The 19,748-nt window shown below is 72.8% G+C and carries 19 protein-coding genes; 6 read left to right on the top strand and 13 right to left on the bottom strand.

All coding sequences use genetic code 11. From position 1 onward, the window contains the following. Positions 1–29 precede the first annotated feature (29 nt). From sepX to galU, 6 genes are all read right to left on the bottom strand, one after another. The gene (gene sepX / locus CP977_RS14380; RefSeq protein WP_152370221.1) at positions 30–1,061 is read right to left on the bottom strand and encodes a divisome protein SepX/GlpR; all 1,032 of its coding nucleotides are present in this window, start codon (positions 1,059–1,061) and stop codon (positions 30–32) included. A 137-nt stretch (positions 1,062–1,198) separates the two neighbouring features. Continuing rightward, complete coding sequence (locus CP977_RS14385; RefSeq protein ID WP_152370222.1) at positions 1,199–1,810, bottom strand: GNAT family N-acetyltransferase; 612 nt, start codon at positions 1,808–1,810, stop codon at positions 1,199–1,201. Continuing rightward, positions 1,807–2,346 (bottom strand): MogA/MoaB family molybdenum cofactor biosynthesis protein, encoded by a 540-nt coding sequence (locus CP977_RS14390; RefSeq protein WP_062757042.1) that lies wholly within the window; start codon positions 2,344–2,346, stop codon positions 1,807–1,809. The genes CP977_RS14385 and CP977_RS14390 overlap by 4 nt, the downstream gene beginning before the upstream one ends. Before the next feature lie 14 nt (positions 2,347–2,360). After that, complete coding sequence (gene moaC / locus CP977_RS14395) at positions 2,361–2,846, bottom strand: cyclic pyranopterin monophosphate synthase MoaC (RefSeq protein WP_062754770.1); 486 nt, start codon at positions 2,844–2,846, stop codon at positions 2,361–2,363. A gap of 59 nt (positions 2,847–2,905) precedes the next feature. Further along, entirely contained in the window at positions 2,906–4,264 is a 1,359-nt protein-coding gene (gene glp, locus CP977_RS14400; protein ID WP_372460714.1) for a molybdotransferase-like divisome protein Glp, read from the bottom strand. Between the two features lie 3 nt (positions 4,265–4,267). Further along, complete coding sequence (galU, locus tag CP977_RS14405; RefSeq protein ID WP_152370223.1) at positions 4,268–5,179, bottom strand: UTP--glucose-1-phosphate uridylyltransferase GalU; 912 nt, start codon at positions 5,177–5,179, stop codon at positions 4,268–4,270. 104 nt (positions 5,180–5,283) lie between these two features. Between galU and CP977_RS14410 the strand changes: the two genes are divergently transcribed. Then, the gene (locus tag CP977_RS14410) at positions 5,284–5,895 is read left to right on the top strand and encodes a 5-formyltetrahydrofolate cyclo-ligase (protein ID WP_062754766.1); all 612 of its coding nucleotides are present in this window, start codon (positions 5,284–5,286) and stop codon (positions 5,893–5,895) included. Positions 5,896–5,927: 32 nt separating this feature from the next. Here the strand turns inward: CP977_RS14410 and CP977_RS14415 are convergent, their stop codons facing one another. Then, on the bottom strand, positions 5,928–8,717 hold the full coding sequence (locus CP977_RS14415; protein WP_152370224.1) for a penicillin acylase family protein: 2,790 nt from the start codon (positions 8,715–8,717) through the stop codon (positions 5,928–5,930). Positions 8,718–8,977: 260 nt separating this feature from the next. Here CP977_RS14415 and CP977_RS14420 point away from each other — a divergent pair, with 260 nt between their 5' ends. From CP977_RS14420 to mscL, 5 genes are all read left to right on the top strand, one after another. Continuing rightward, the gene (locus tag CP977_RS14420; RefSeq protein ID WP_062754762.1) at positions 8,978–10,516 is read left to right on the top strand and encodes a potassium/proton antiporter; all 1,539 of its coding nucleotides are present in this window, start codon (positions 8,978–8,980) and stop codon (positions 10,514–10,516) included. 291 nt (positions 10,517–10,807) lie between these two features. Then, the gene (locus tag CP977_RS14425) at positions 10,808–12,112 is read left to right on the top strand and encodes an MFS transporter (protein ID WP_109187200.1); all 1,305 of its coding nucleotides are present in this window, start codon (positions 10,808–10,810) and stop codon (positions 12,110–12,112) included. Between the two features lie 68 nt (positions 12,113–12,180). Continuing rightward, positions 12,181–12,528, top strand: a complete 348-nt coding sequence (locus tag CP977_RS14430; RefSeq protein ID WP_152370225.1) for an FmdB family zinc ribbon protein — start codon at positions 12,181–12,183, stop codon at positions 12,526–12,528. 231 nt (positions 12,529–12,759) lie between these two features. Beyond that, positions 12,760–13,293, top strand: a complete 534-nt coding sequence (locus tag CP977_RS14435) for a hypothetical protein (RefSeq protein ID WP_062754758.1) — start codon at positions 12,760–12,762, stop codon at positions 13,291–13,293. 114 nt (positions 13,294–13,407) lie between these two features. Next, the gene (mscL, locus tag CP977_RS14440) at positions 13,408–13,956 is read left to right on the top strand and encodes a large conductance mechanosensitive channel protein MscL (RefSeq protein ID WP_104860491.1); all 549 of its coding nucleotides are present in this window, start codon (positions 13,408–13,410) and stop codon (positions 13,954–13,956) included. A gap of 19 nt (positions 13,957–13,975) precedes the next feature. Here mscL and CP977_RS14445 read toward each other — a convergent pair whose 3' ends face one another. The 6 genes from CP977_RS14445 to CP977_RS14470 form a co-directional block, all read right to left on the bottom strand. Further along, on the bottom strand, positions 13,976–14,197 hold the full coding sequence (locus tag CP977_RS14445; protein WP_030216943.1) for a hypothetical protein: 222 nt from the start codon (positions 14,195–14,197) through the stop codon (positions 13,976–13,978). Positions 14,198–14,269: 72 nt separating this feature from the next. After that, complete coding sequence (locus tag CP977_RS14450) at positions 14,270–14,686, bottom strand: hypothetical protein (RefSeq protein ID WP_152370226.1); 417 nt, start codon at positions 14,684–14,686, stop codon at positions 14,270–14,272. Continuing rightward, positions 14,683–15,411: a Rieske (2Fe-2S) protein gene (locus CP977_RS14455; protein WP_229991644.1), complete on the bottom strand. Its 729-nt coding sequence runs from the start codon at positions 15,409–15,411 to the stop codon at positions 14,683–14,685. The genes CP977_RS14450 and CP977_RS14455 overlap by 4 nt, the downstream gene beginning before the upstream one ends. Beyond that, positions 15,408–16,007 (bottom strand): 4Fe-4S dicluster domain-containing protein, encoded by a 600-nt coding sequence (locus CP977_RS14460; protein WP_062754751.1) that lies wholly within the window; start codon positions 16,005–16,007, stop codon positions 15,408–15,410. The genes CP977_RS14455 and CP977_RS14460 overlap by 4 nt, the downstream gene beginning before the upstream one ends. Positions 16,008–16,014: 7 nt before the next feature. Further along, positions 16,015–18,300 carry a molybdopterin oxidoreductase family protein gene (locus tag CP977_RS14465; protein ID WP_152371567.1) on the bottom strand — a complete coding sequence of 762 codons (2,286 nt, stop codon included), beginning with the start codon at positions 18,298–18,300 and terminating at the stop codon, positions 16,015–16,017. 71 nt (positions 18,301–18,371) lie between these two features. After that, complete coding sequence (locus CP977_RS14470) at positions 18,372–19,508, bottom strand: MFS transporter (protein WP_152370227.1); 1,137 nt, start codon at positions 19,506–19,508, stop codon at positions 18,372–18,374. Positions 19,509–19,748: the final 240 nt, after the last annotated feature.

The following is a 19,748-nucleotide window of genomic DNA, read 5'->3' on the forward strand; positions in this document are numbered from 1 at the left end:
GCGGGAGCTCAGGGCCCGCCCCGCCGGGGTCACTCGTTGGCGGCCCGGGGGCGGTCGTCGTCCGCGTACTGGTCGAAGAGGGGGGTGCGGCCGTGGTCGCGGTCGCGGCGGGGGGCGGCCGGGCGCTTGCGGGGGGACGGGGCGGGGGCCGGGTCGGCCGCCGTGGAGGAGCGGGCCGCGCTCCAGGTCTCCGGATCCGTGATGTCGACGCCGCCCGACGCGCGCGGGGCGACCGGGGCGGTGACGTACGTGGGCAGCGGGACCGGGACCGGGTCCCAGCTGTCGCCGCGGGCCGGGCGGCGCTCGCGCTGCTGGTCCACCCACTCGGCGTGGTCGGTCTGTTCGACCAGGGCGCGCCGGTCCGCCTCCTGCGGGGAGACCGCCGGGGCCGTCGCGGGCGCCTGGTCGGCCTCCGGTTCGGGCGTCGGGGCGGGGCGGCGGCTCTCGCGCAGCCGGGCGGCCGCCGCCTCGGCGCGGCGCCGGTCCATCACGTACACGAAGCGGCGCCGCTCCTGGATCCGCAGGTGGACGATGTACGCGCTGAGGAGCAGGGCGGGGACGGCCGGCGCCCACAGGAAGGGGAGGCCGCCGACGGCCGCGACGACCGCGCCGAGGGTGAAGGCGAGGAAGAGGACGATCGTGGTGCGGCGGCGCCGGGCGAGGACCTTGCCGCGGCGGGCGCGCTCGGCGGCGCCCCGTTCCGCCCCGGGACCCGCGGGCGCGGGTTCGGGGTCCGGCGCGCGGTCCGGGAGTTCCAGGCGCGCCTCCGTCCTGGCCGCGGGCGCGGAGAAGGCCCGGACGTCGACCGAGCTGAGGTGCTCGGTCGCCGCGTCCGGGTCCACGTCGGGTGCCGGGCCCTGCGCCGTACGGTCCCGCTCCTTGAGCTCCTTGGCGTAACGGCGTTCCATGCCCGCCCGTCCGGAAAGCAGCCGGATGGCGGTGCTGAAGCGTTCCGTCGGACGGGCTTCGTTCAGCTCGTCCTGCCTGCGGAGCCACATCGGTACCAAGTAGGCGGCCCAGGCCCCGACGATGACTGCATAGATGAGGCCGCTGCTGCTCACGGTTCACACGGTAGAGGGGTTCACGGGAGGCCATAGGCCAATTGGCCCGGTGTGTCGCACGATCTGGCTGATATCACTGAACTTTTTTGTGATTGTTCAGATCGATTGACCGTCAACTCCCGACTGAATTCGAACACTTATTTCATTCTTGCCTGGCGCCAGCGCCTCAGCAGTCCTTCCGACACCTCTTCCACCGTGAGTGCGAAGACCAGATGGTCCCGCCACGCCCCGTCGATGTGGAGGTAGCGGGGCCGCAGCCCCTCCTCGCGGAAGCCCAGCTTCTCCACGACCCGGCGCGAGGGGCCGTTCTCCGGGCGGATGCACACCTCGACGCGGTGCAGGCCGACCGTGCGGAAGCAGTGGTCCACGGCGAGCGCGACCGCCGTCGGCATCACCCCGCGCCCGGCCACCGCGCTGTCCACCCAGTACCCCACGTGCCCCGAGCACATCGAACCCCAGGTGATCCCGGCCACCGTCAACTGGCCGACCAGCCGCCCCTGGTACTCGATCACGAACGGCAGCATCCGGCCCGCGTTCGCCTCCGACCGCAGGTGGCGCACCATCTGACGGTAGGTCGGGCGCTGGGTGGCCGGGCCGCCCGGGGGCGGCGGCGGGACCGTCGCCTCCCAGGGGCGCAGCCACTCGCGGTTGCGCCGGTTCACCTCGCGCCAGGCCGCGTGGTCCCGCATCCTTATCGGTCGCAGGACCACCTCGCCGTCGGCGAGGACCGCGGGCCAGGACGGGATCACGACGGTCTCGGATGGTCGCCGCCGCGGATCTGGTCGACGGCGTGCCTCAGGAGCGGCTCCAGGACGGCCAGGCCGTCCCGCACGCCGCCCGACGAGCCCGGCAGGTTCACGATCAGGGTGCGGCCCGCGACCCCGGCGAGGCCCCGGGAGAGCGCCGCCGTCGGCACCTTCTCCCGGCCGTACGCGCGGATGGCCTCGGGGATGCCCGGGATCTCCCGCTCCAGGACGCGGCGGGTCACCTCGGGGGTCAGGTCGGTGGGCGAGATGCCCGTGCCGCCGGTGGTGACCACCAGGTCGTACCCGGCGTCCACGGCCGCCCGCAGCGCCGCCTCGACGGGCTCGCCGTCCGGGACGACCTGCGGGCCCTCGACCGCGAACCGCAGCGCGGTCAGGGCCTCGGCGATCAGCGGGCCGCCCTTGTCCTCGTACACCCCGGCCGACGCCCGGTTGGAGGCGGTGACGACCAGGGCCGAGTAGGCGTCCGCCGGGGTCTCCGCGGGCCCGGTGGGCTCCGGGTGCTCGTGGGTGCCCGCCACCCGTCCGGCGCGGGTCACGACTCGCCCCGCGTCCAGTGGCCCGACTTGCCGCCCGTCTTCTCCTCCACCCGCACGTCGGAGATGACCGCGCCCTTGTCGACCGCCTTCACCATGTCCACGACCGTCAGGGCCGCGACCGAGACCGCCGTCAGGGCCTCCATCTCGACGCCCGTGCGGTCCGTGGTCTTCACGGTCGCCAGGATCTCGACCGCGTCGTCCGCGACCGACAGGTCGAGCGTCACGCCCGAGACGGCGAGCGGGTGGCAGAGCGGGATGAGGTCCGGGGTCCTCTTGGCGCCCATGATCCCGGCGATCCGGGCGGTCGCGAGCGCGTCGCCCTTGGGGACCCCCTCGCCGCGCAGCAGCTCGATCACGCGCGGCGAGACGAGGACCCGTCCGCTGGCGCGCGCCGTGCGGGACGTGACGTCCTTCGCGGAGACGTCGACCATGCGGGCCGCACCCGCCTCGTCGATGTGGGTGAGACCTTGCTGCGTGCTCATGGCCGTGACACTCCCGGTCGCTGTGTGGGACGAGACACCGTACCCCCACACCGGCCCCCTCAGCCGAGGAGGACCACTTCCAGCTCGGCGCCCGGGTCCACGCTCTCCGTCTCCTCCGGGACCACGACCAGGCAGTCCGCGTGCGCGAGGGCCGCGATCAGGTGGGAGCCGGCACCGCCCACGGGAGTGACGGCGCCGGTCTCCCGGTCGTACACCCCGCGCAGGAACTGGCGGCGGCCCGCCGGGGAGCGCAGGGGGCCGTCCGCGTCGAGGACCGCGCGCACCCGGGGCCGGTGCAGGTCCTCCACGCCCATCAGGGCGCGGATCGCGGGCCGGACGAACAGCTCGAAGGAGACGTACGAGGAGACCGGGTTGCCCGGCAGGGCGAGCAGCGGGATCCGCTCGGCGCCGATCGCGCCGAAGCCCTGCGGCTTGCCCGGCTGCATGGCCAGCTTGCGGAAGTCGACCTCGCCGTCGGCGGTCAGCGCCTCCTTCACCACGTCGTACGCGCCGACGCTCACCCCGCCCGTGGTCACGAGCAGGTCCGCGCGGATGAGCTGGTCCTCGATGGCGGAGCGCAGCGACTCCGCGTCGTCGGCGACGGCCCCCACCCGGTAGGCCAGGGCTCCGGCGTCCCGGGCGGCGGCGGCGAGCGCGAAGCTGTTGGAGTCGTGGATCTGGCCCGGGCCCAGCGGCTCGCCCGGCTGGACCAGCTCGCTGCCGGTGGAGATGACGACGACCCGGGGGCGGGGCCGCACCCGGACCGTGCCGTGTCCGATGGCGGCGAGCAGGCCGATCTGCGGCGGCCCGAGGACCGTGCCGGCCGCCAGGGCGAGCTCGCCCGCGCGGACGTCGCTGCCCCGCGCGCGCACGTGGGCGCGGGCCTCGGCGGCGCGGTGCACCCGGACCTCGCCGGCGGCGCCCCCGGGGGAGGTGCTGGCGGCGCTCATGCCGGTGGCCGCGCCCCCGCCCGTGCCGCCGTCGGTCCACTCGACGGGGACGACGGCCTCGGCGCCGGGCGGCAGCGGGGCGCCGGTCATGATCCGGGCGGCCTGGCCGGGGCCGACCTCGGGCAGGCCGTCCGCGCCGGCCGCGACGTCGCCGATCACCGTGAGGACGGCGGGGAACTCCTCGGTGGCCCCGGCGACGTCGGCGACCCGGACCGCGTAGCCGTCCATGGAGCTGTTGTCGAAGGGGGGGAGCGCGACCGGCACCGTCACGTCCTCGACGAGGACGCAGCCCTGGGCGTCGAGGAGTTGCAGTTCGATGGGTTCGAGCGGGGTCACGGAGGCGAGGACGTCGGCCAGGTGCTCGTCGACCGTCCACAGGTCGCGGGCCGGGCCCGCGCAGGGGTCGGCGGCCCCCTTCCCGTGGTCGTGGTCGTCGTGGGACGGCGACGGTGCCGTGCTGCTGCTCAAGGCCTACATCTCCTCGCTGACGTATCTCCGGAGCCAGGCCCGGAAGTCCGGTCCCAGATCTTCACGTTCGCACGCGAGTCTGACAATGGCACGCAGATAGTCGCCCCGGTCGCCGGTGTCATAGCGGCGCCCCTTGAACACGACGCCGTGCACCGGGCCGCCGATCTTCTCGTCCGAGGCGAGCTTCTGCAGGGCGTCGGTCAGCTGGATCTCGCCGCCGCGGCCCGGTTCGGTCTCCCGCAGGGTCCCGAAGACGGCCGGGTCCAGGACGTAGCGGCCGATGATCGCGTAGTTGCTGGGCGCCTCGCCCGGGCCGGGCTTCTCGACCAGATCCGTCACCTTCACGACGTCCCCCTCGGCAGTGGCCTCGACGGCCGCGCAGCCGTACAGGTGGATCTGCGAGGGCTCGACCTCCATCAGGGCGATCACGCTGCCGCCCTCCCGCTCCTGGACCTCCACCATCCGCGCGAGCAGCGGGTCGCGCGGGTCGATCAGGTCGTCGCCGAGGAGGACCGCGAAGGGCTGGTCGCCGACGTGCGGGGCGGCGCACAGGACGGCGTGGCCGAGGCCGCGCGGGGCGCCCTGGCGGACGTAGTGCATGGTGGCGAGGTCGCTGGGCTCCTGGACCTTGGAGAGGCGCTCGGCGTCGCCCTTCCGGCTCAGGGCCTCCTCCAGCTCGTAGTTCCGGTCGAAGTGGTCCTCCAGGGGACGCTTGTTCCGGCCGGTGATCATCAGCACGTCGGAGAGGCCGGCCGCGACGGCCTCCTCCACGACGTACTGGATGGCCGGCTTGTCGACGACCGGCAGCATCTCCTTCGGCGTCGCCTTGGTCGCCGGGAGGAAGCGGGTGCCGAGGCCGGCGGCCGGGATGACAGCCTTGCTGATCCGGCCGAGCCTGGGGAGCGACTGATTCATGCGGTGCACCCTAACGGTTCGGAATGAGAGAAAGATGTGGCTCCGATTAACTTCCTCCACATAAAGGCAGTTACAAGAGCTTCGCGTATTCACAGAGGATCGCCATGACACCGGAGACGTCCGAAAAGACCTTGCTGCGCAGCCGACTTCTGGGGGCCCGCGCCGCGCTGCTCCCCGAATTCCTCGTGGAATCGGCCGAGTCCTTCGCCCGGCAGGGGGCGGAACTGCCCGAGCTGGCCGGGGCGTCGACCGTCGCCGCGTACGTGTCCGTGGGCCGCGAGCCGGGCACGCGCGCGCTGCTCGACGCGCTCCACGCGCGCGGGGTGCGGGTCCTGCTGCCGGTGCTGCTCCCGGACAACGACCTGGACTGGGCCGCGTACGAGGGTCCGGACCGGCTCGCGCGGGCGGGCCGGGGGCTCCTCGAACCGGTCGGGCCCCGGCTCGGCCCGGAGGCGGTGTGCGCGGCGGACGCGGTGCTGCTGCCGGGGCTCGCGGTGGACGCGCGCGGGATGCGGCTGGGGCGGGGCGGCGGCTCGTACGACCGGGTCCTCGCCCGGCTCGTGCGGGACGGGCGGGACCCGGCCCTGGTGGTCCTCCTCTACGCGGACGAGGTGGTCGGGCGGGTCCCGGAGGAACCGCACGACCACCCCGTGCACGCGGTGGTGACCCCGGAGGCGGTGATCCGTTTCCGGGCCGCCGCCGCGCCTACGGCTTGAGGACCGGCGCGTCCTCCGCCACGGCCTGATCGCTACGGCTTGAGGACCAGCGTGTCCTTCGTCGCCGCGTCCACGGCCTCCTTGCCGTAGGCCCAGTCGTACAGCTCGCCCTTCGCCCACGCGTCCGTCTGGTCGGTGTAGTGCGTGTGGAAGGCGTGGCCGGAGGCGCCGGTGAGGTTGATCCACCGGGACTTGTCCCAGTCGCCGACGTTGACGACCATCCGCATCGACGGCACCCAGATGACCTCGTAGCCGCCGGCCGCGTTCCAGCCGGTGGCGTCGACGGCCGCCTCGCCGCCGCCCAGGTTCCACGGGCCGCGGTTGAGGAGCCGCTGCACGACGCCGGGTCCGGCGGTGCCGAGGGTCTGGTTCTTCAGGGTCAGCTGGTGCAGCCGGCCCCAGCTCCAGGTGGAGACGTCCTTGCCGAGCTTGGCGGTCAGCTCCCAGCGCGCGTCCTTCATGGCGCGGGCGAGCAGCTGGTCACGGGTCTCGGTGGCCTGGTCGGTGCGGTTGCCCGGGGTGGTCCACCACGCGCTCTTCTCCTGCTTGAGGAGCGGGCGGATGACCTCGTACCAGCGGTCGCCGCCGTCCGGCTGCGCCGAGTCGGGGTCGCGCTGGCCGCACTCGCGGACGAGCTTGTTCTGCTCGTCGACCGGGCCGGTGGCGTCGGCCGGGCGCACGTTGATGCAATCGCCCTCGGCGCGCACCTCCTTGGGCAGCTTGTTGCCGAAGGCGAGCTTGAGGACGTTGCGCCAGACGGCGTTGAAGTAGGCGGCGGCGGCCGAGTCGGGCTCCTGGGTGTAGTCCCAGCCCTCCAGGAGCTTCTGCGCCTCGCGGACGTGCGGGTCGGCGATGTCGATCTTGAGCAGGAGCGGGTTGAGCAGGGTCGCGATCTCGCTGCGGTTGTCGGTCTGCATGGTCCGCATGTCGTCCGGCGAGATCTTGCCGCCGTCCTTGATCTTCGACTCGATGAGGTCGTTGATCCGCTGGCTGCGCGAGCCGTAGCCCCAGTCCTCGGTGAGCAGGTCGGGGTAGTTCTTCGGGTCGATCACGGCCTGGTTGGCGGTGACGATGTAGCCGCGGTCCGGGTCGTACTCGTAGGGCAGCTTCTCGAAGGGGATGTAGCCCTTCCACTTGTACGAGGAGTCCCAGCCGGGCGCGGGCAGGGTGCCGTCGCCCTTGGTGCGCTGCGGGATCTTGCCCGGGGACTGGTAGCCGATGTGGCCCTCGGTGTCGGCGTAGACCAGGTTCTGGGAGGGGACCTCGAAGTTCTCGGCGGCGGCCCGGAAGGAGGCGAAGTCCTTGGCGCGGTCGATGGCGAAGATCGCGTCCATCGACTTGCCGGGCTGGAGGGCGGTCCACTGGAGGGAGACGCCGTAGCCGGTGCCGCGGTCGGGGGCGGCGTTGCCGACGGGGGCCTTCTGGCCGACCGTCTCCAGCTCGGAGGAGCGGTCGGAGACGAGCGGGCCGCGCTCGGTGGAGCGGACGGTGATCTTGCGGTCGGTGCCGCCGGCGACCTTGATGGTCTCCTCGCGGGTGGTGAAGGGCTTGACCTTGCCGTCGACGAGGTAGCCGTCGGGGCCGATCTTCTCCAGGTAGAGGTCGGTGACGTCGGCGCCGAGGTTCGTGAGGCCCCAGGCGATCTTGTCGTTGTGTCCGATGATCACACCGGGCATGCCGGAGAAGGTGTAGCCCGAGACGTCGTAGCGGCAGGTGGCCGAGACCGAGCGGCAGTGCAGGCCCATCTGGTACCAGAGGGACGGCAGCTGCGGCGCGAGGTGCGGGTCGTTGGCGAGCAGCGGCTTGCCGGAGGTCGTGTAGCGGCCGGAGACGACCCAGGAGTTCGAGCCGATGCCGTTGCCGTTGGGGCCGAGCAGGTCCGGGACGCCGTCGAGGACCTCGGAGAGGGCGGCGAGCTGGGACGTCATGCCGTCCGAGTCGCCGGTGCCGTTCTCCGAGCCGCCGGTCCCGGTCGAGCCGTCGGAGCCCTCCGAGCCGGCCGGGTTGGTGCCCGGGGTCTCGCCCGTCCCCAGCTCGTCGTCGCCGCCCTTGCCCGCGGGGTCGAACTTACCGGTGGACTCGTCCACCCCGCCCTTGTCCACGATCGGCTGGTGCAGCGCGTACGGGTACTCCGGGTAGAGCTGCTTGATCTGCGCCGGGGTCAGCCGGCTGGTGAGCAGCGAGCGGTCGATCTCGTCCTGCATGTTGCCGCGCAGGTCCCAGGCCATCGCCTTCAGCCAGGCCACCGAGTCGACCGGGGTCCACGGCTCGATCGTGTAGTCGTTGGTGAGGGCCAGGGCCGCGTACTCGACGGAGACGTCGCCCGGCTCCCGGCCCTTCAGGTAGGCGTTGACACCCTCCGCGTACGCCTGGAGGTACTTCTTGGTCTCCGCCGACAGGACCTTGTCGTACTCCTCCTGCGCGACCCGGCGCCAGCCGAGGGTGCGCAGGAAGGAGTCCGTCTCGACCTGGCCCTCGCCGAACATCTCGGAGAGGCGGCCCGCGGTCACGTGCCGGCGCACGTCCATCTCGTAGAACCGGTCCTGCGCCTGGACGTAGCCCTGCGCGCGGAAGAGGTCCGTCTCGTTGTCGGCGTAGATCTGCGGGACCCCGAGGGCGTCCCGCTTCACCTCCACCCGGCCCGAGAGGCCGTCGAGGCGGATCTCGCCGGTGGTCTGCGGGAACGAGCCCCGGACGGTGCTGACACCCCAGTAACCGCCGGCCCCGACGCCCGCGACCAGCACGAGGACCAGGAGGACGAGGAGCAGGCGGGCACGCCGCCCTTTCTTCTTGGCGGGGGGCGCGGACGTGTTGGAGGGCATCGCTGTCCTTCGAGGGGCAGGGTGGTCCTGGAGTACGGGAGCCACCTTAGGCGCAGCGTCCGGACGGCTCGGACGCGGTGTCAGGAAGAGAACCGTACTGGTGAGCGGGTGAGCCATCGGGAACGCGTCAAGGAAACGTTAAAGATTAGGTAAGGTAACGAAGTGTCGTCCGCTGAAGGAACGATCCAGCCGCATATGAGGGGAAGGACCGGCCACTGACTGTCCACCAGCTCAACGAACTCCTGCTCGTCAGCTCGCTCGTGCTGCTGATCGCCGTCGCGGCCGTGCGGATCTCCTCCCGGAGCGGCCTCCCCAGCCTCCTGCTGTACCTGGGGATCGGCGTCGCCATCGGGCAGGACGGCATCGGCAACATCGCCTTCGACAACGCCGAGCTGACGCAGGTCATCGGCTACGCGGCCCTCGTCGTGATCCTCGCCGAGGGCGGCCTCGGCACGAAGTGGACGGAGGTCAGGCCGGCGCTTCCGGCCGCGGCCGTCCTCTCCACCGTCGGCGTCGCGGTCAGCGTCGGCGTCACCGCCGCCGGCGCCCACTACCTCGTCGGCCTGGACTGGCGGCAGGCCCTGATCATCGGCGCCGTCGTCTCCTCCACCGACGCCGCCGCGGTCTTCTCCGTGCTGCGCAAGGTGCCCCTCCCCTCACGGGTCACCGGCACCCTGGAGGCCGAGTCCGGCTTCAACGACGCCCCCGTCGTCATCCTGGTCGTCGCCTTCTCCACCGCTGGACCGATCGACCACTGGTACGTGCTCCTCGGCGAGATCGCCCTGGAACTCGCCATCGGCGCGGCCGTCGGCATCGCGGTCGGCTTCCTCGGCGCCCTTGGACTGCGACGCGTCGCCCTGCCCGCCTCCGGCCTCTACCCGATCGCCGTCATGGCCATCGCCGTCGTCGCGTACGCCGCCGGCGCCCTGGCCCACGGCTCCGGGTTCCTCGCCGTCTACCTGGCGTCGATGATCCTCGGCAACGCCAAGCTGCCGCACGCGCCCGCGAACCGCGGCTTCGCCGAGGGGCTCGGCTGGATCGCGCAGATCGGCATGTTCGTCCTGCTCGGCCTGCTCGTCACCCCGCACGACCTGATCAACGACTTCTGGCCCGCCGTCGTCATCGGCCTGATCCTGACGATGGTCGCGCGGCCCCTGGAGGTCCTGGTCAGCCTGCTGCCGTTCCGCATCCCCTGGCAGGAGCAGGCCCTCATGTCCTGGGCCGGCCTGCGCGGAGCCGTCCCCATCATCCTCGCCACCATCCCGATGGTGGCGCAGGTCGAGGGCAGCGAGCGGATCTTCAACATCGTCTTCGTCCTCGTCGTCGTCTACACCCTCATCCAGGGCCCGACGCTGCCCTGGCTGGCGAAGGCGCTCAGGCTCGGCGCCTCCTCGGACGCCTCCGACCTCGGCGTCGAGTCCGCGCCCCTGGAACGGCTGCGCGGCCACCTGCTCTCCGTCGCCATCCCGGAGGGCTCCCGGATGCACGGCGTGGAGGTCGCCGAGCTGCGCCTCCCGGCCGGAGCGGCGGTCACCCTCGTCGTACGGGAGGACAAGAGCTTCGTACCGGGGCCCGCGACCGTCCTGCGGCACGGCGACGAACTCCTGGTCGTCGCCACCGACCCGGTGCGGGACGCCACGGAGCGGCGGCTGCGGGCGGTCGGGCAGGGCGGCAAGCTGGCCGGCTGGCTCGGCACGGGGGGCGGCTCGACGGCACTCGGCCCGCCACCGGGGACGGAGACGCGGTTCCATCGGACGGGGCAGCGGTCCGGGCAGCGGCAGAAGAAGCCCGCGCGCTGACGGTCGGCGACTGAGACGTAGGACACACAGTCCCCGTGATCGCAGGAATCGATGAAGGGGAGGGAGCGTTTCCCAGGCGGGAGGTCGCTCCCTCCCTGTACCATGAAGGCACACCTGATCGAACCAACTCTGCCTGACGCAGAGCTGGCGCGACCGTATGGCGGCCGTGGCGCCCCTCCGCAGTGGGGCCGGCCCGGTATCTACCGCAGTTCCGCGCATGAGGACAGCTCTCGGCGACACCCGCACCACCGTGCACGGGGAGCGCTACCAGGCGGCGGAAAGGCAAGGACCGTGGCGTCCACGGTCAACACGGGCACGGTCGACACCGACAAGCGGCCCGACACGGGCAAGCGGCCCGGTTACGGACAGCTGCTGCGCACCCCCGGCGCGCTGTCCTTCCTGCTCCCCGGGTTCGCCGCCCGGCAGCCCTTCGCGATGCTGACCATCGGCATCGTCCTGCTCGTCCAGCACACCACCGGCTCCTTCGGCAGCGCCGGCGCGGTCGCCGCCGTCACCGGCGTCTCCATGGCGCTCTTCGCGCCGCAGAGCGGCAAGCTCGCCGACCGGTTCGGCCAGCGCGCCGTCCTGGTCCCCGGCGTCCTCGTCCACACCGCGTCCGTCTCGCTGCTCGTGGTCCTCGCCCTGGCCGGCGCCCCGCTCTGGGCGCTGTTCCTGGCCGCCGTGCCCGCCGGCGCCTCCGTGCCGCAGGTCGGACCGATGGTCCGGGCCCGCTGGGCGGCCAAGCTCGACGGCACCCCGCTGATGCCGACGGCCGCGGCCTTCGAGTCCGTCACGGACGAGTTCACCTTCGTCGTCGGCCCCGTCCTCGCCACCGCCCTGTGCACCGGCGTCCACCCGGCCGCCGGTCTGATCGCCGAGGCCGGCCTCACCCTCGTCGGCGGCCTGTTCTTCGCCGCGCAGCGCGCCACCCAGCCCGCGTACGGCCCGGCCGCGTCCCACGCCTCCGAGCCGCACCGCTCGGCGCTCTCCGTGCCCGGCGTCCGCGTCCTGATCGTCGCCTTCCTCGGCATCGGCTCCGTCTTCGGCGGCATGCAGGTCTCCCTCACCGCCTTCAGCGAGGAGATCGGCAACCCCGGCGTCAACGGCCTGCTGTACGGGGTCTTCGCCGCCGGCAACATGCTCGCGGGCATCGCCATGGGCGCCGTCGCCTGGAAGACCGGCCCCCTCCGCCGCCTGATCCTGGGCTACGCGGGCCTCACCGTCGCCGCGTCCCTGCTGTGGTCCGTGCACTCGGTGCTGCTCCTCGGCGCCCTGGGCCTGGTCGTGGGCCTGTGCATCGCGCCCGCCCTGATCACCGGCTACACCATCGTGGAGACCCTGATCCCGGCGTCGGCCCGTACGGAGGCCTTCACCTGGCTCACCGGCGCGGTCGCACTGGGCCAGGCGGCGGCCGTCACGGTCGCCGGCCGCCTCGCCGACGCCCACGGCGCGAGCACCGGATTCCTGGTGCCGCTGGCGGGCACGGCACTGGCCCTGACCACGCTGGTCCTGCTGCGGTCGCGGCTGAAGCCGCGCGAGGCGAGCCGGGTCGCGGCGCGTGGTATCGGTCACCGCGTGCCGGTGGCGGTGGACTGAGACCACGGAATACGTCACTATGGATCGTCGTTAGCACTCGATGAGTGTGAGTGCCAGGAGGAAGTCAAGTGCCGACCTACCAGTACCAGTGCACCGAGTGCGGCGAAGGCCTCGAGGCGGTGCAGAAGTTCACCGATGACGCGCTGACCGAGTGCCCCAGCTGCAAGGGCCGCCTGAAGAAGGTGTTCTCGGCCGTCGGCATCGTCTTCAAGGGATCCGGTTTCTACCGGAACGACAGCCGCGGCTCGTCGTCCAGCAGCTCGCCGGCGTCGTCCTCGTCGAAGTCCTCGACGTCGGCCCCGGCCTCGTCGGGTTCGGCCTCGTCGTCGGACGCGAAGCCGGCCGCGGCGGCCTCGTCGTCGTCCTCTTCCTCCTCCTCGACGTCCTCGTCGAGCACCGGAAGCTCGGCCGCCTGATCCCGCTCTTTCCTGAGGGCCCCGTCGCGTGCGACGGGGCCCTCAGGCGTGTCCGGGGCCGCCTCGGGCGTGCCCGGGGCCGGTGAGGAGGGGGCGGCGGGTCACTCGGGAGGGTGAGGGAGTTTTCCACAGGCGCCGGGTGATCCCCAGGTCGGAGCGGGACGGTGGCGGGGCGAGGAGAGTGGGGGCCGCTTCCCCTCCTTCTCTCCTTCTCCGGACAGGCGGCGTCCCATGACGACCACGAACGACTCGCTCTCCCCCGTCTCCGTGCCGGCGCCCTGTGCGGTGCCGGCCTTCGAGCCCGTACGGGTACGGGGTGCCCGACCGCACCTGCGCAGGGCGCTGCGGCGGGGGCGGCGGGTGCCGGTGGTGCTCCTGGCGCTGATGGCGGCGGCGCTGGCCGTGGCGGGAGCCGTGAGCGGCAGGCCGTCGCCCGGGAGTACGAAGGCCGCCGCCGTTTCCCCCGCGCGCCCCGCGCCGGCCGTTCCCCTGGTGTCCGCGCCGGTGCGGATCGCCGACGCCGCGACCGTGCGGCTGCTGCGGCCCGGGGACCGGGTCGACGTGATCGCCGCGCCCCACGCGCCGCCGGGCGGGGAGGGCGAGGCGCGGGTGGTGGCGTCGGGAGCCCGGGTCACCGAGGTCCCCCGGGCGGACGGGGACGTCCCGGACGCGGGGGCGCTCGTCGTCCTCTCCGTGCCCCGGGCGACGGCCGCGACGCTGGCGGGCGCCGGTGTCACGTCCCGGCTGGCGGTGATCGTGTGCTGATTCGCACGCACACCCTGTCGAGTAACCGTCCCGTGTGTACGGATTGGACGCCCTCGCTCCGGGCACGGCGTAATGGCACGGCACGCAGCACGAGTGACGGAGACGAAAGGCACCTTGGTGGCGAAGAAGGAAACCGTGCTGGGAGGCTTCAAGGCCTTCCTGATGCGCGGCAATGTGATCGACCTGGCGGTGGCGGTCGTCATCGGCGCCGCGTTCACGAACATCGTGAACTCGGTGGTCAAGGGCATCATCAACCCGGTCGTGGGCGCCTTCGGCACCAAGGACCTGGAGAGCTACTCGACCTGCATCAAGGACCCCTGCCAGGTGGTCAATGGCGAGATGCAGGGCATCCAGCTCCAGTGGGGCCTGGTCCTCAGCGCGGTGCTGAGCTTCCTGATCACCGCGGCCGTCGTCTACTTCCTGATGGTCCTGCCGATGGCGAAGATCCTCGCGAAGCGCGCCGCGCACGACAAGGCGAAGGAGGGCGTCCAGGAGACGATGGAGGTCAGCGAGCTGGAGGTGCTCAAGGAGATCCGCGACCACCTGGTCGCCCAGCGCGGCCCCGCGACGGGCACGGGGACGGCTCCGGGTGCGGGGCCCGGCTCCGGTCCCGGTTCGGGCTCGGGCGCCGGTGGTGGCACGGGGGCACACCCCACCTCCTGACCGGCGTCGTGCGCCGGGTTCAGAGGTGGTGCGGCGGCTTCTCGTCGAGGAAGCGCGCGAGGTCGGCGGCGCTGTCGCCACCGGTAGGAGGCCGCTCGCCCCACCCGCGGTCCGTGTCGTCCGCGGACTGGCGGTCCAGCGGATCGTCGAAGACGATGGCCGGCCTGGGCCTGCCCTCGGGGCGGGCGGGCGCGCCGGGTCGCTCCGTGTCTCGCGGGCCGTGGGCGGGGGCGGTGCTCATCCCTTCAGGGTACGCCCGCCGCGCCGTTCCGCGCCTGTACGATCCGCGGCCCTCTCCGTCCGGGGCCCGGGGTCAGCGGTCCTTCGGGTCGAGCAGCCAGAGGCCGAGGACCACGAGGAACGACAGGACGAGGAAGCCCGCCCCCCACCAGGCGGTGCCGGTGTCGCCCGACATCCACTCGTTCACCACGATCGTCAGGCCCCAGAGCTGGCCGACGACGACCGAGAGCGCCAGGACGAGGCGGGCGGTCAGCTTCGCGGAGCGCTCGGGCTCCTGCTCCGCGCCGGCTCCCGGTCCCGGCCCGGTGTGCCGGATCCGGGGATCGCCGTAGCCGCTGGTGGGCCGGGTCTGCGGGTAGCGCTCGTGCAGCGGGCGGTTCAGGCGCGGCTGGACGCTGCCCGGGGTGTACGCGGGGGGCCGGGGCGGTTCCGTCGGGCCCGGGGCCGGGTCCGGGGCCTCCGGGTCGCGGGGGAAGGGGCTCTCGCTCATGTCCGCTCGCTCCTCTCCGGCACCCGCGCGCCCGTGTCCGTACCCGCACCCGTACCGGCGCCCGTGCCCGCCCCCGTACGCGTACCCGCTCCCGCGCTCTCGGCCGAGGCGCCCGGGCAGCCCAGGCGGGCGGCGAGGTCCGGGCGGTCCGGGCCGAGTTCGCGGCACAGGCCCTCGCGGGCGCTCTCGCCCGAGCGGGCGGTGCCGACCGCCCAGACGCTGCCGTCGGTCTCCTCCACGAGGAGCACCTTCGGGAGGCCCCGGGGCGGCGGGCCGGCGGTGACCTCTCCCGTGCGCGCGTCGAAGACGCCCTCGTGGCAGGGGCAGTACAGCTCGCCCTCGCTCCCCCGGTCCTTGCGCCACAGGACGGCGCAGGCGAGGTGGGTGCAGACGGCGGAGTAGCCGGCGAGGGTGCCGTCCTCCAGGCGGACGGCGACCGCGCGGTCGTCGGCGCCGGGGTAGCGGAAGGCGAGGGAGTCGCCGGGCAGGATGCGGTCGGCGATCCGCTTCGGTTCGGGGGCGCCGTCGCTGTCGCCGTGCCGGTGCAGGATGCCGGAGGCGACGCCGATGCCGCCGACGGCGAGGCCGCCGGAGACGGTGGCGACGATCCGCAGGTAGTCGCGGCGGGTGGTGAGGGAGTCGGCGGCGATCCGGTCGTGGAGCGCGTCCTGGGCGGCGTCGGTGCCGGGGTCCGGGGCGGGCGGCTGGGGGTCGGTGACGCTCAACGGACGTCCTTCCCGTTGATCTCCACGACGGGCAGCCCGCCGGGCACCGGCCACTGGACCTTGTCGGCGGGGACGACCATCGCGACCCCGGTGGAGACGGTGGTGGTGCCGAAGGTGAAGGAGTCGGCGACCTGGACGCCGGGGCGCTCGGCCCGCAGTTCGTCGACGGTGCCGTAGAAGAGGGCGCCGGTGGGGCAGACGGTGGCGCACATGGGGGCGAGGCCGTAGGCGGTGCGGTCGTAGCAGAGGTTGCACTTCATCTGGAGCTTGGCCTGGAGGTCGATCTTGGGCACGCCGAAGGGGCAGGCGTTGACGCAGTTGGCGCAGCCGATGCAGCGGGTGGTGTCGGCCTGCTGCACGACGCCGTCGGGGGTGACGAGGATCGCGTCGGCGGGGCAGACCTCGGCGCAGGGGGCGACGGGGTCCTCGCAGTGCATGCAGACGGTGGGGAGGGAGGCGACGGAGTGGCCCTCGTCGGGGTAGTCGAGGTGGATCATCGACTTGCCGCGGTGGGAGTCGCATTCGCGGCAGGCGGAGACGCAGGCCTGGCAGCCGATGCAGCGGCCGGGGTCGATGAAGATCGTGCGGCCCATCATGTGCGGGTCAGCTCCTCTCGGCGGTGCCGCGGCCCTGGGGGGAGGTGGGGGGCAGCGGGTCGGTGCGGGAGACCTGGGCCTCCGGGTAGGCCGGCCGGCCGGGGGGCGTGGGCGGGGCGGGGACCTCGTCGATGCGTTCGGCGGCCTCGACGCGGGCGGCGCACACCTTGTATTCGGGGATCTTGGAGCGCGGGTCGAGGGCGTCGATGGTGAGGGCGTTGGCGGCGGTGGGGACGGGCCAGTGGTAGGGCACGAAGACGGTGTCGGGGCGGATGGCCTCGGTGACGAGGGCGGGGAAGACCTCGCTGCCGCGGCGGGTGACGACGCGGACGGGGTCGCCGTTGCGGAAGCCGTGGGAGGGGTGGACCTCGACCCAGGGCCGGGGGGTCTGCTCCACGAGTCCGGCGAGGCGGCGGGTCTGGTTGCCGGAGAGGAAGTGGGCGACGGTGCGGCCGGTGGTGAGCGAGAGGGGGAACTCCTCGCTGTACGGGTCCATGGGCGGGTGCCACTCGACGGTCTGGAGGTGGATCTTGCCGTCGGGGTGGTAGGAGCGGCCGTCCTCGAAGAGGCGGGGGGTGCCGGGGTGGTCGGTGGTGGGGCAGGGCCAGGCGATGCCGCCGGTCTGCTCCAGGCGCTCGTAGGTGATGCCGTAGTAGTCGTTGACGGTTCCGGCGGAGGCGACGCGCAGCTCCTCGAAGACGGAGCGGGAGTCGGGGAAGTCGAACTTGTCGCCGGCGCCGAGGCGGCGGGCGAGTTCGCACATGACCCAGGTGTCGGTGCGGACCCCGGCGGGGGGTTCCTGGGCCTTGTTGTGCTTGACGACGCGGGCCTCGGCGTTGGCCATGACGCCCTCGTCCTCGGCCCAGACGGTGACGGGGAGGACGACGTGGGCGTTGGCGGCGGTCTCGGAGAGGAAGAAGTCGAACTGGGCGTGGAACTGGAGGGTGTCGTAGCCGTTCTTGACGGTGGCGTAGTTCGGGAGGGAGACGAAGGGGTTGTTGCAGATGCCGATGAGGCCGCGGATCTCCTGGCGCTGCATCTGCCAGACCATCTCCATCATGGAGGTTCCGGCGGCCGGGAGTTCGGTCTCGTCGATGCCCCAGATCTCGCAGATCTGGCGGCGGTGCTCGGGGTTGGTGATGGAACGGCCGCCGGGGAGGAGGTCGGACTTCTGGCCGTGTTCGCGGCCGCCCTGGCCGTTGCCCTGGCCGGTGATGGTGCCGTAGCCGGCGCCGGGCTTCCCGATGTTGCCGGTGGCGACGCAGAGGTTGATGACGGTGAGGCAGTTCTCGACGCCCTGGGAGTGGTGCTCGATGCCGCGGGCGTGCCAGGCCATGGCCCGGTCGGCGCCGGCGAACATGCGGGCGACCCGGACGATCTGCTCCTCAGGGACGCCGCAGATCCGCGCCGCGCGGGACGGCGGGTACTCGGCGACGGTCCGCTTGACCTCGTCCCAGCCGGTGGTGTGGGCGGCGAGGTGGGCCTCGTCGGTGAGGCCCTCGGCGACGACGACGTTGAGGACGGCGTTGAAGAAGGCGGAGTCGGTGCCGGGCTTGAGGGCGACGTGGACGTCGGCGGTGCGGGCGATCGCGGTCTCGCGGGGGTCGATCACGATCAGGGTGGCGCCCCGGTCGCGGGCTCCCCACACGTACTGGGTCATGACGGGGAAGCACTCGCCGACGTTGGAGCCGGCGATGAGGAGGCAGTCGGTGAGGAGGATGTCGGAGAAGGGGTTGCCGGCGCGGTCGATGCCGAAGGCGAGCTTGTTGGCGCCGGCGGCGGAGACCATGCAGAGGCGTCCGTTGTAGTCGACGTGCCTGGTCTTCAGGGCGACCCGGGCGAACTTGCCGACGAGGTAGGTCTTCTCGGAGAAGAGGCTGGCGCCGCCGAGGAGGCCGAAGGCGTCGTCGCCGTATTCGCTCTGGATGCGGCGGATCTCGGCGACGGTGTGGTCGAGGGCCTCCTCCCAGCTCACCTCGCGGAACTCCTCGTCGCGGTTGCGGCGCATGAGCGGGGCGGTGAGCCGGTCGGGGTGGTTGACCTGCTGGTAGGCGTTGATGCCCTTGGGGCAGAGCCGCATCCGGTTGATGTCGTGGTTGCGGGGTTCGACGCCGAAGACCTTGCCGCGGTGGTCGACCCGCAGGTACATGCCGCACTGGACGCCGCAGAAGCAGCAGTGGGTGGGGACGAGGGTCTCCTCGTTCTGGTCGGCGTGCCAGCGGTCGGCGGGGATGCCCCCGGCGTCGCGGAAGTTGCGGGAGCCGGGCGGGGCGAGGGAGGGGTCGAGCGACAGGGGCCGCCCCGGGACGGTCCCGGGGACGGTCCCGGGGACGGCCGCGGGGTCGGCCGCGGGGTCGGTGGCGCTCACTTGAAGCCCTTCTTCACGTGGTCGAGGTACGCGGTGCCGCGCAGGACGCGCTTGCAGCGGGGGCAGTACTCGGCCCAGTCCGCGAAGCCGAGGTCGAGGTCCCGCATGGTGCCCTGGAGGTTCTCCACGTACGGGGCGGTGTCGATGGGCCGTCCGCAGCGGCGGCAGGCGAAGACCTCGCCGCCCTCGTCCTTGCGGCTGGAGGTGTACTTGAAGAGCTGCATGCCGACGGCGGCGGGCCGCTGCACGATGTGGAAGAACTTCCCGAAGGGGATGTAGATCAGGGTGAAGACGACGGACACCATGTGGAGGACGGCGAGGAACTCGTAGCCGCCGCCGTGCAGGAAGATCGACGAGAAGGTCAGCAGCAGCCCGGTCACGGAGATGACGATCAGGGCGAGCAGGGGCACCAGGTCGTAGGCGAAGCGCTGGCCGGTGATGGCGCCCCGGTCCTTCATGCGGCGCCAGAGGAAGTAGCCGGCACCGGGGATGACGAGGACGGCCGCGATGTCGAGGCCGTGGAACATGAGCCAGCCGAGGACGCTGAGCGAGTCGAAGCCGAGGATCTTGAAGCCCCAGATCCGCATCTCGTAGCCGGGGCCCGCGCCGGTGGAGGAGGTGAAGGTGAACCAGCCCCAGGTGAGCGGGAAGGTGATCGCGGCGGCGAGCAGGCAGCCCCAGAAGATGAGCTGGTGGGCGGCCCAGCGGGCGTGGGAACGGGCGCCGAGGAACTTCTGGAAGCCGAGGTAGGTGGCGATCATCCTCGGCAGGGCGGTGGGGGCGCTGCGGAAGTTGGCGACGGAGAAGAAGGAGCCCCAGCCCTTGCGGAAGAGGCGGCGGGCGCCGGGGGCGGAGATCCAGACGGTGTAGCGGTAGGCGACGCCGAAGGCGAGGAAGACGGTGGCGACGGCGTAGGGCAGGAGGGCCGAGTCGAAGTCGCGGAGCAGGCGGCTGCCGAGGACGATCGCGACGACCAGCAGGGCGGAGACGACCGCGCCGACCAGGGAGGCGCGGCGGCGCACGGCGCCGGGGCTCTGCGGCGGGTCGGCCGCGGCCGGGTCGGTGGCGCCGGGGGTGCGGGCGGGCCCGCCCGGTGGAGGGGTCGGCTCGGCGGTCTGCGGTGGCTCGGTCACGCGGCCACGGTAAGGCCGAATGATACGTTTCGCGGCTTTTACGGGGGCGGCGTGGTGCGGACGTCGCTCGGACGGAGTTCAGGCCACGGGCCCGGAAGACCGGGCGCGCTCGGGGGATCTGACCGGGGGCGGGGACGGCGCGAGGAGGTGCCGGGGCGGCATGAAGGGACGTCCGTGAGCGGGGGTCGGGGGCGGGCTGACCGAGGGTGGGGGCGGCCGGGCCGGAGGGCGGGGACGACC

Source organism: Streptomyces cinereoruber (assembly GCF_009299385.1).
Lineage (GTDB): Bacteria > Actinomycetota > Actinomycetes > Streptomycetales > Streptomycetaceae > Streptomyces > Streptomyces bikiniensis.

Bases quoted from the DNA above. Each gene is read 5' to 3' on its own strand.
- moaC (WP_062754770.1), bottom strand. From the start codon at position 2,846: ATGAGCACGCAGCAAGGTCTCACCCACATCGACGAGGCGGGTGCGGCC.
- galU (WP_152370223.1), bottom strand. From the start codon at position 5,179: ATGAATCAGTCGCTCCCCAGGCTCGGCCGGATCAGCAAGGCTGTCATC.
- CP977_RS14410 (WP_062754766.1), top strand. From the start codon at position 5,284: ATGACACCGGAGACGTCCGAAAAGACCTTGCTGCGCAGCCGACTTCTG.
- CP977_RS14415 (WP_152370224.1), bottom strand. From the start codon at position 8,717: ATGCCCTCCAACACGTCCGCGCCCCCCGCCAAGAAGAAAGGGCGGCGT.
- CP977_RS14435 (WP_062754758.1), top strand. From the start codon at position 12,760: ATGACGACCACGAACGACTCGCTCTCCCCCGTCTCCGTGCCGGCGCCC.
- CP977_RS14445 (WP_030216943.1), bottom strand. From the start codon at position 14,197: ATGAGCACCGCCCCCGCCCACGGCCCGCGAGACACGGAGCGACCCGGC.
- CP977_RS14450 (WP_152370226.1), bottom strand. From the start codon at position 14,686: ATGAGCGAGAGCCCCTTCCCCCGCGACCCGGAGGCCCCGGACCCGGCC.
- CP977_RS14460 (WP_062754751.1), bottom strand. From the start codon at position 16,007: ATGATGGGCCGCACGATCTTCATCGACCCCGGCCGCTGCATCGGCTGC.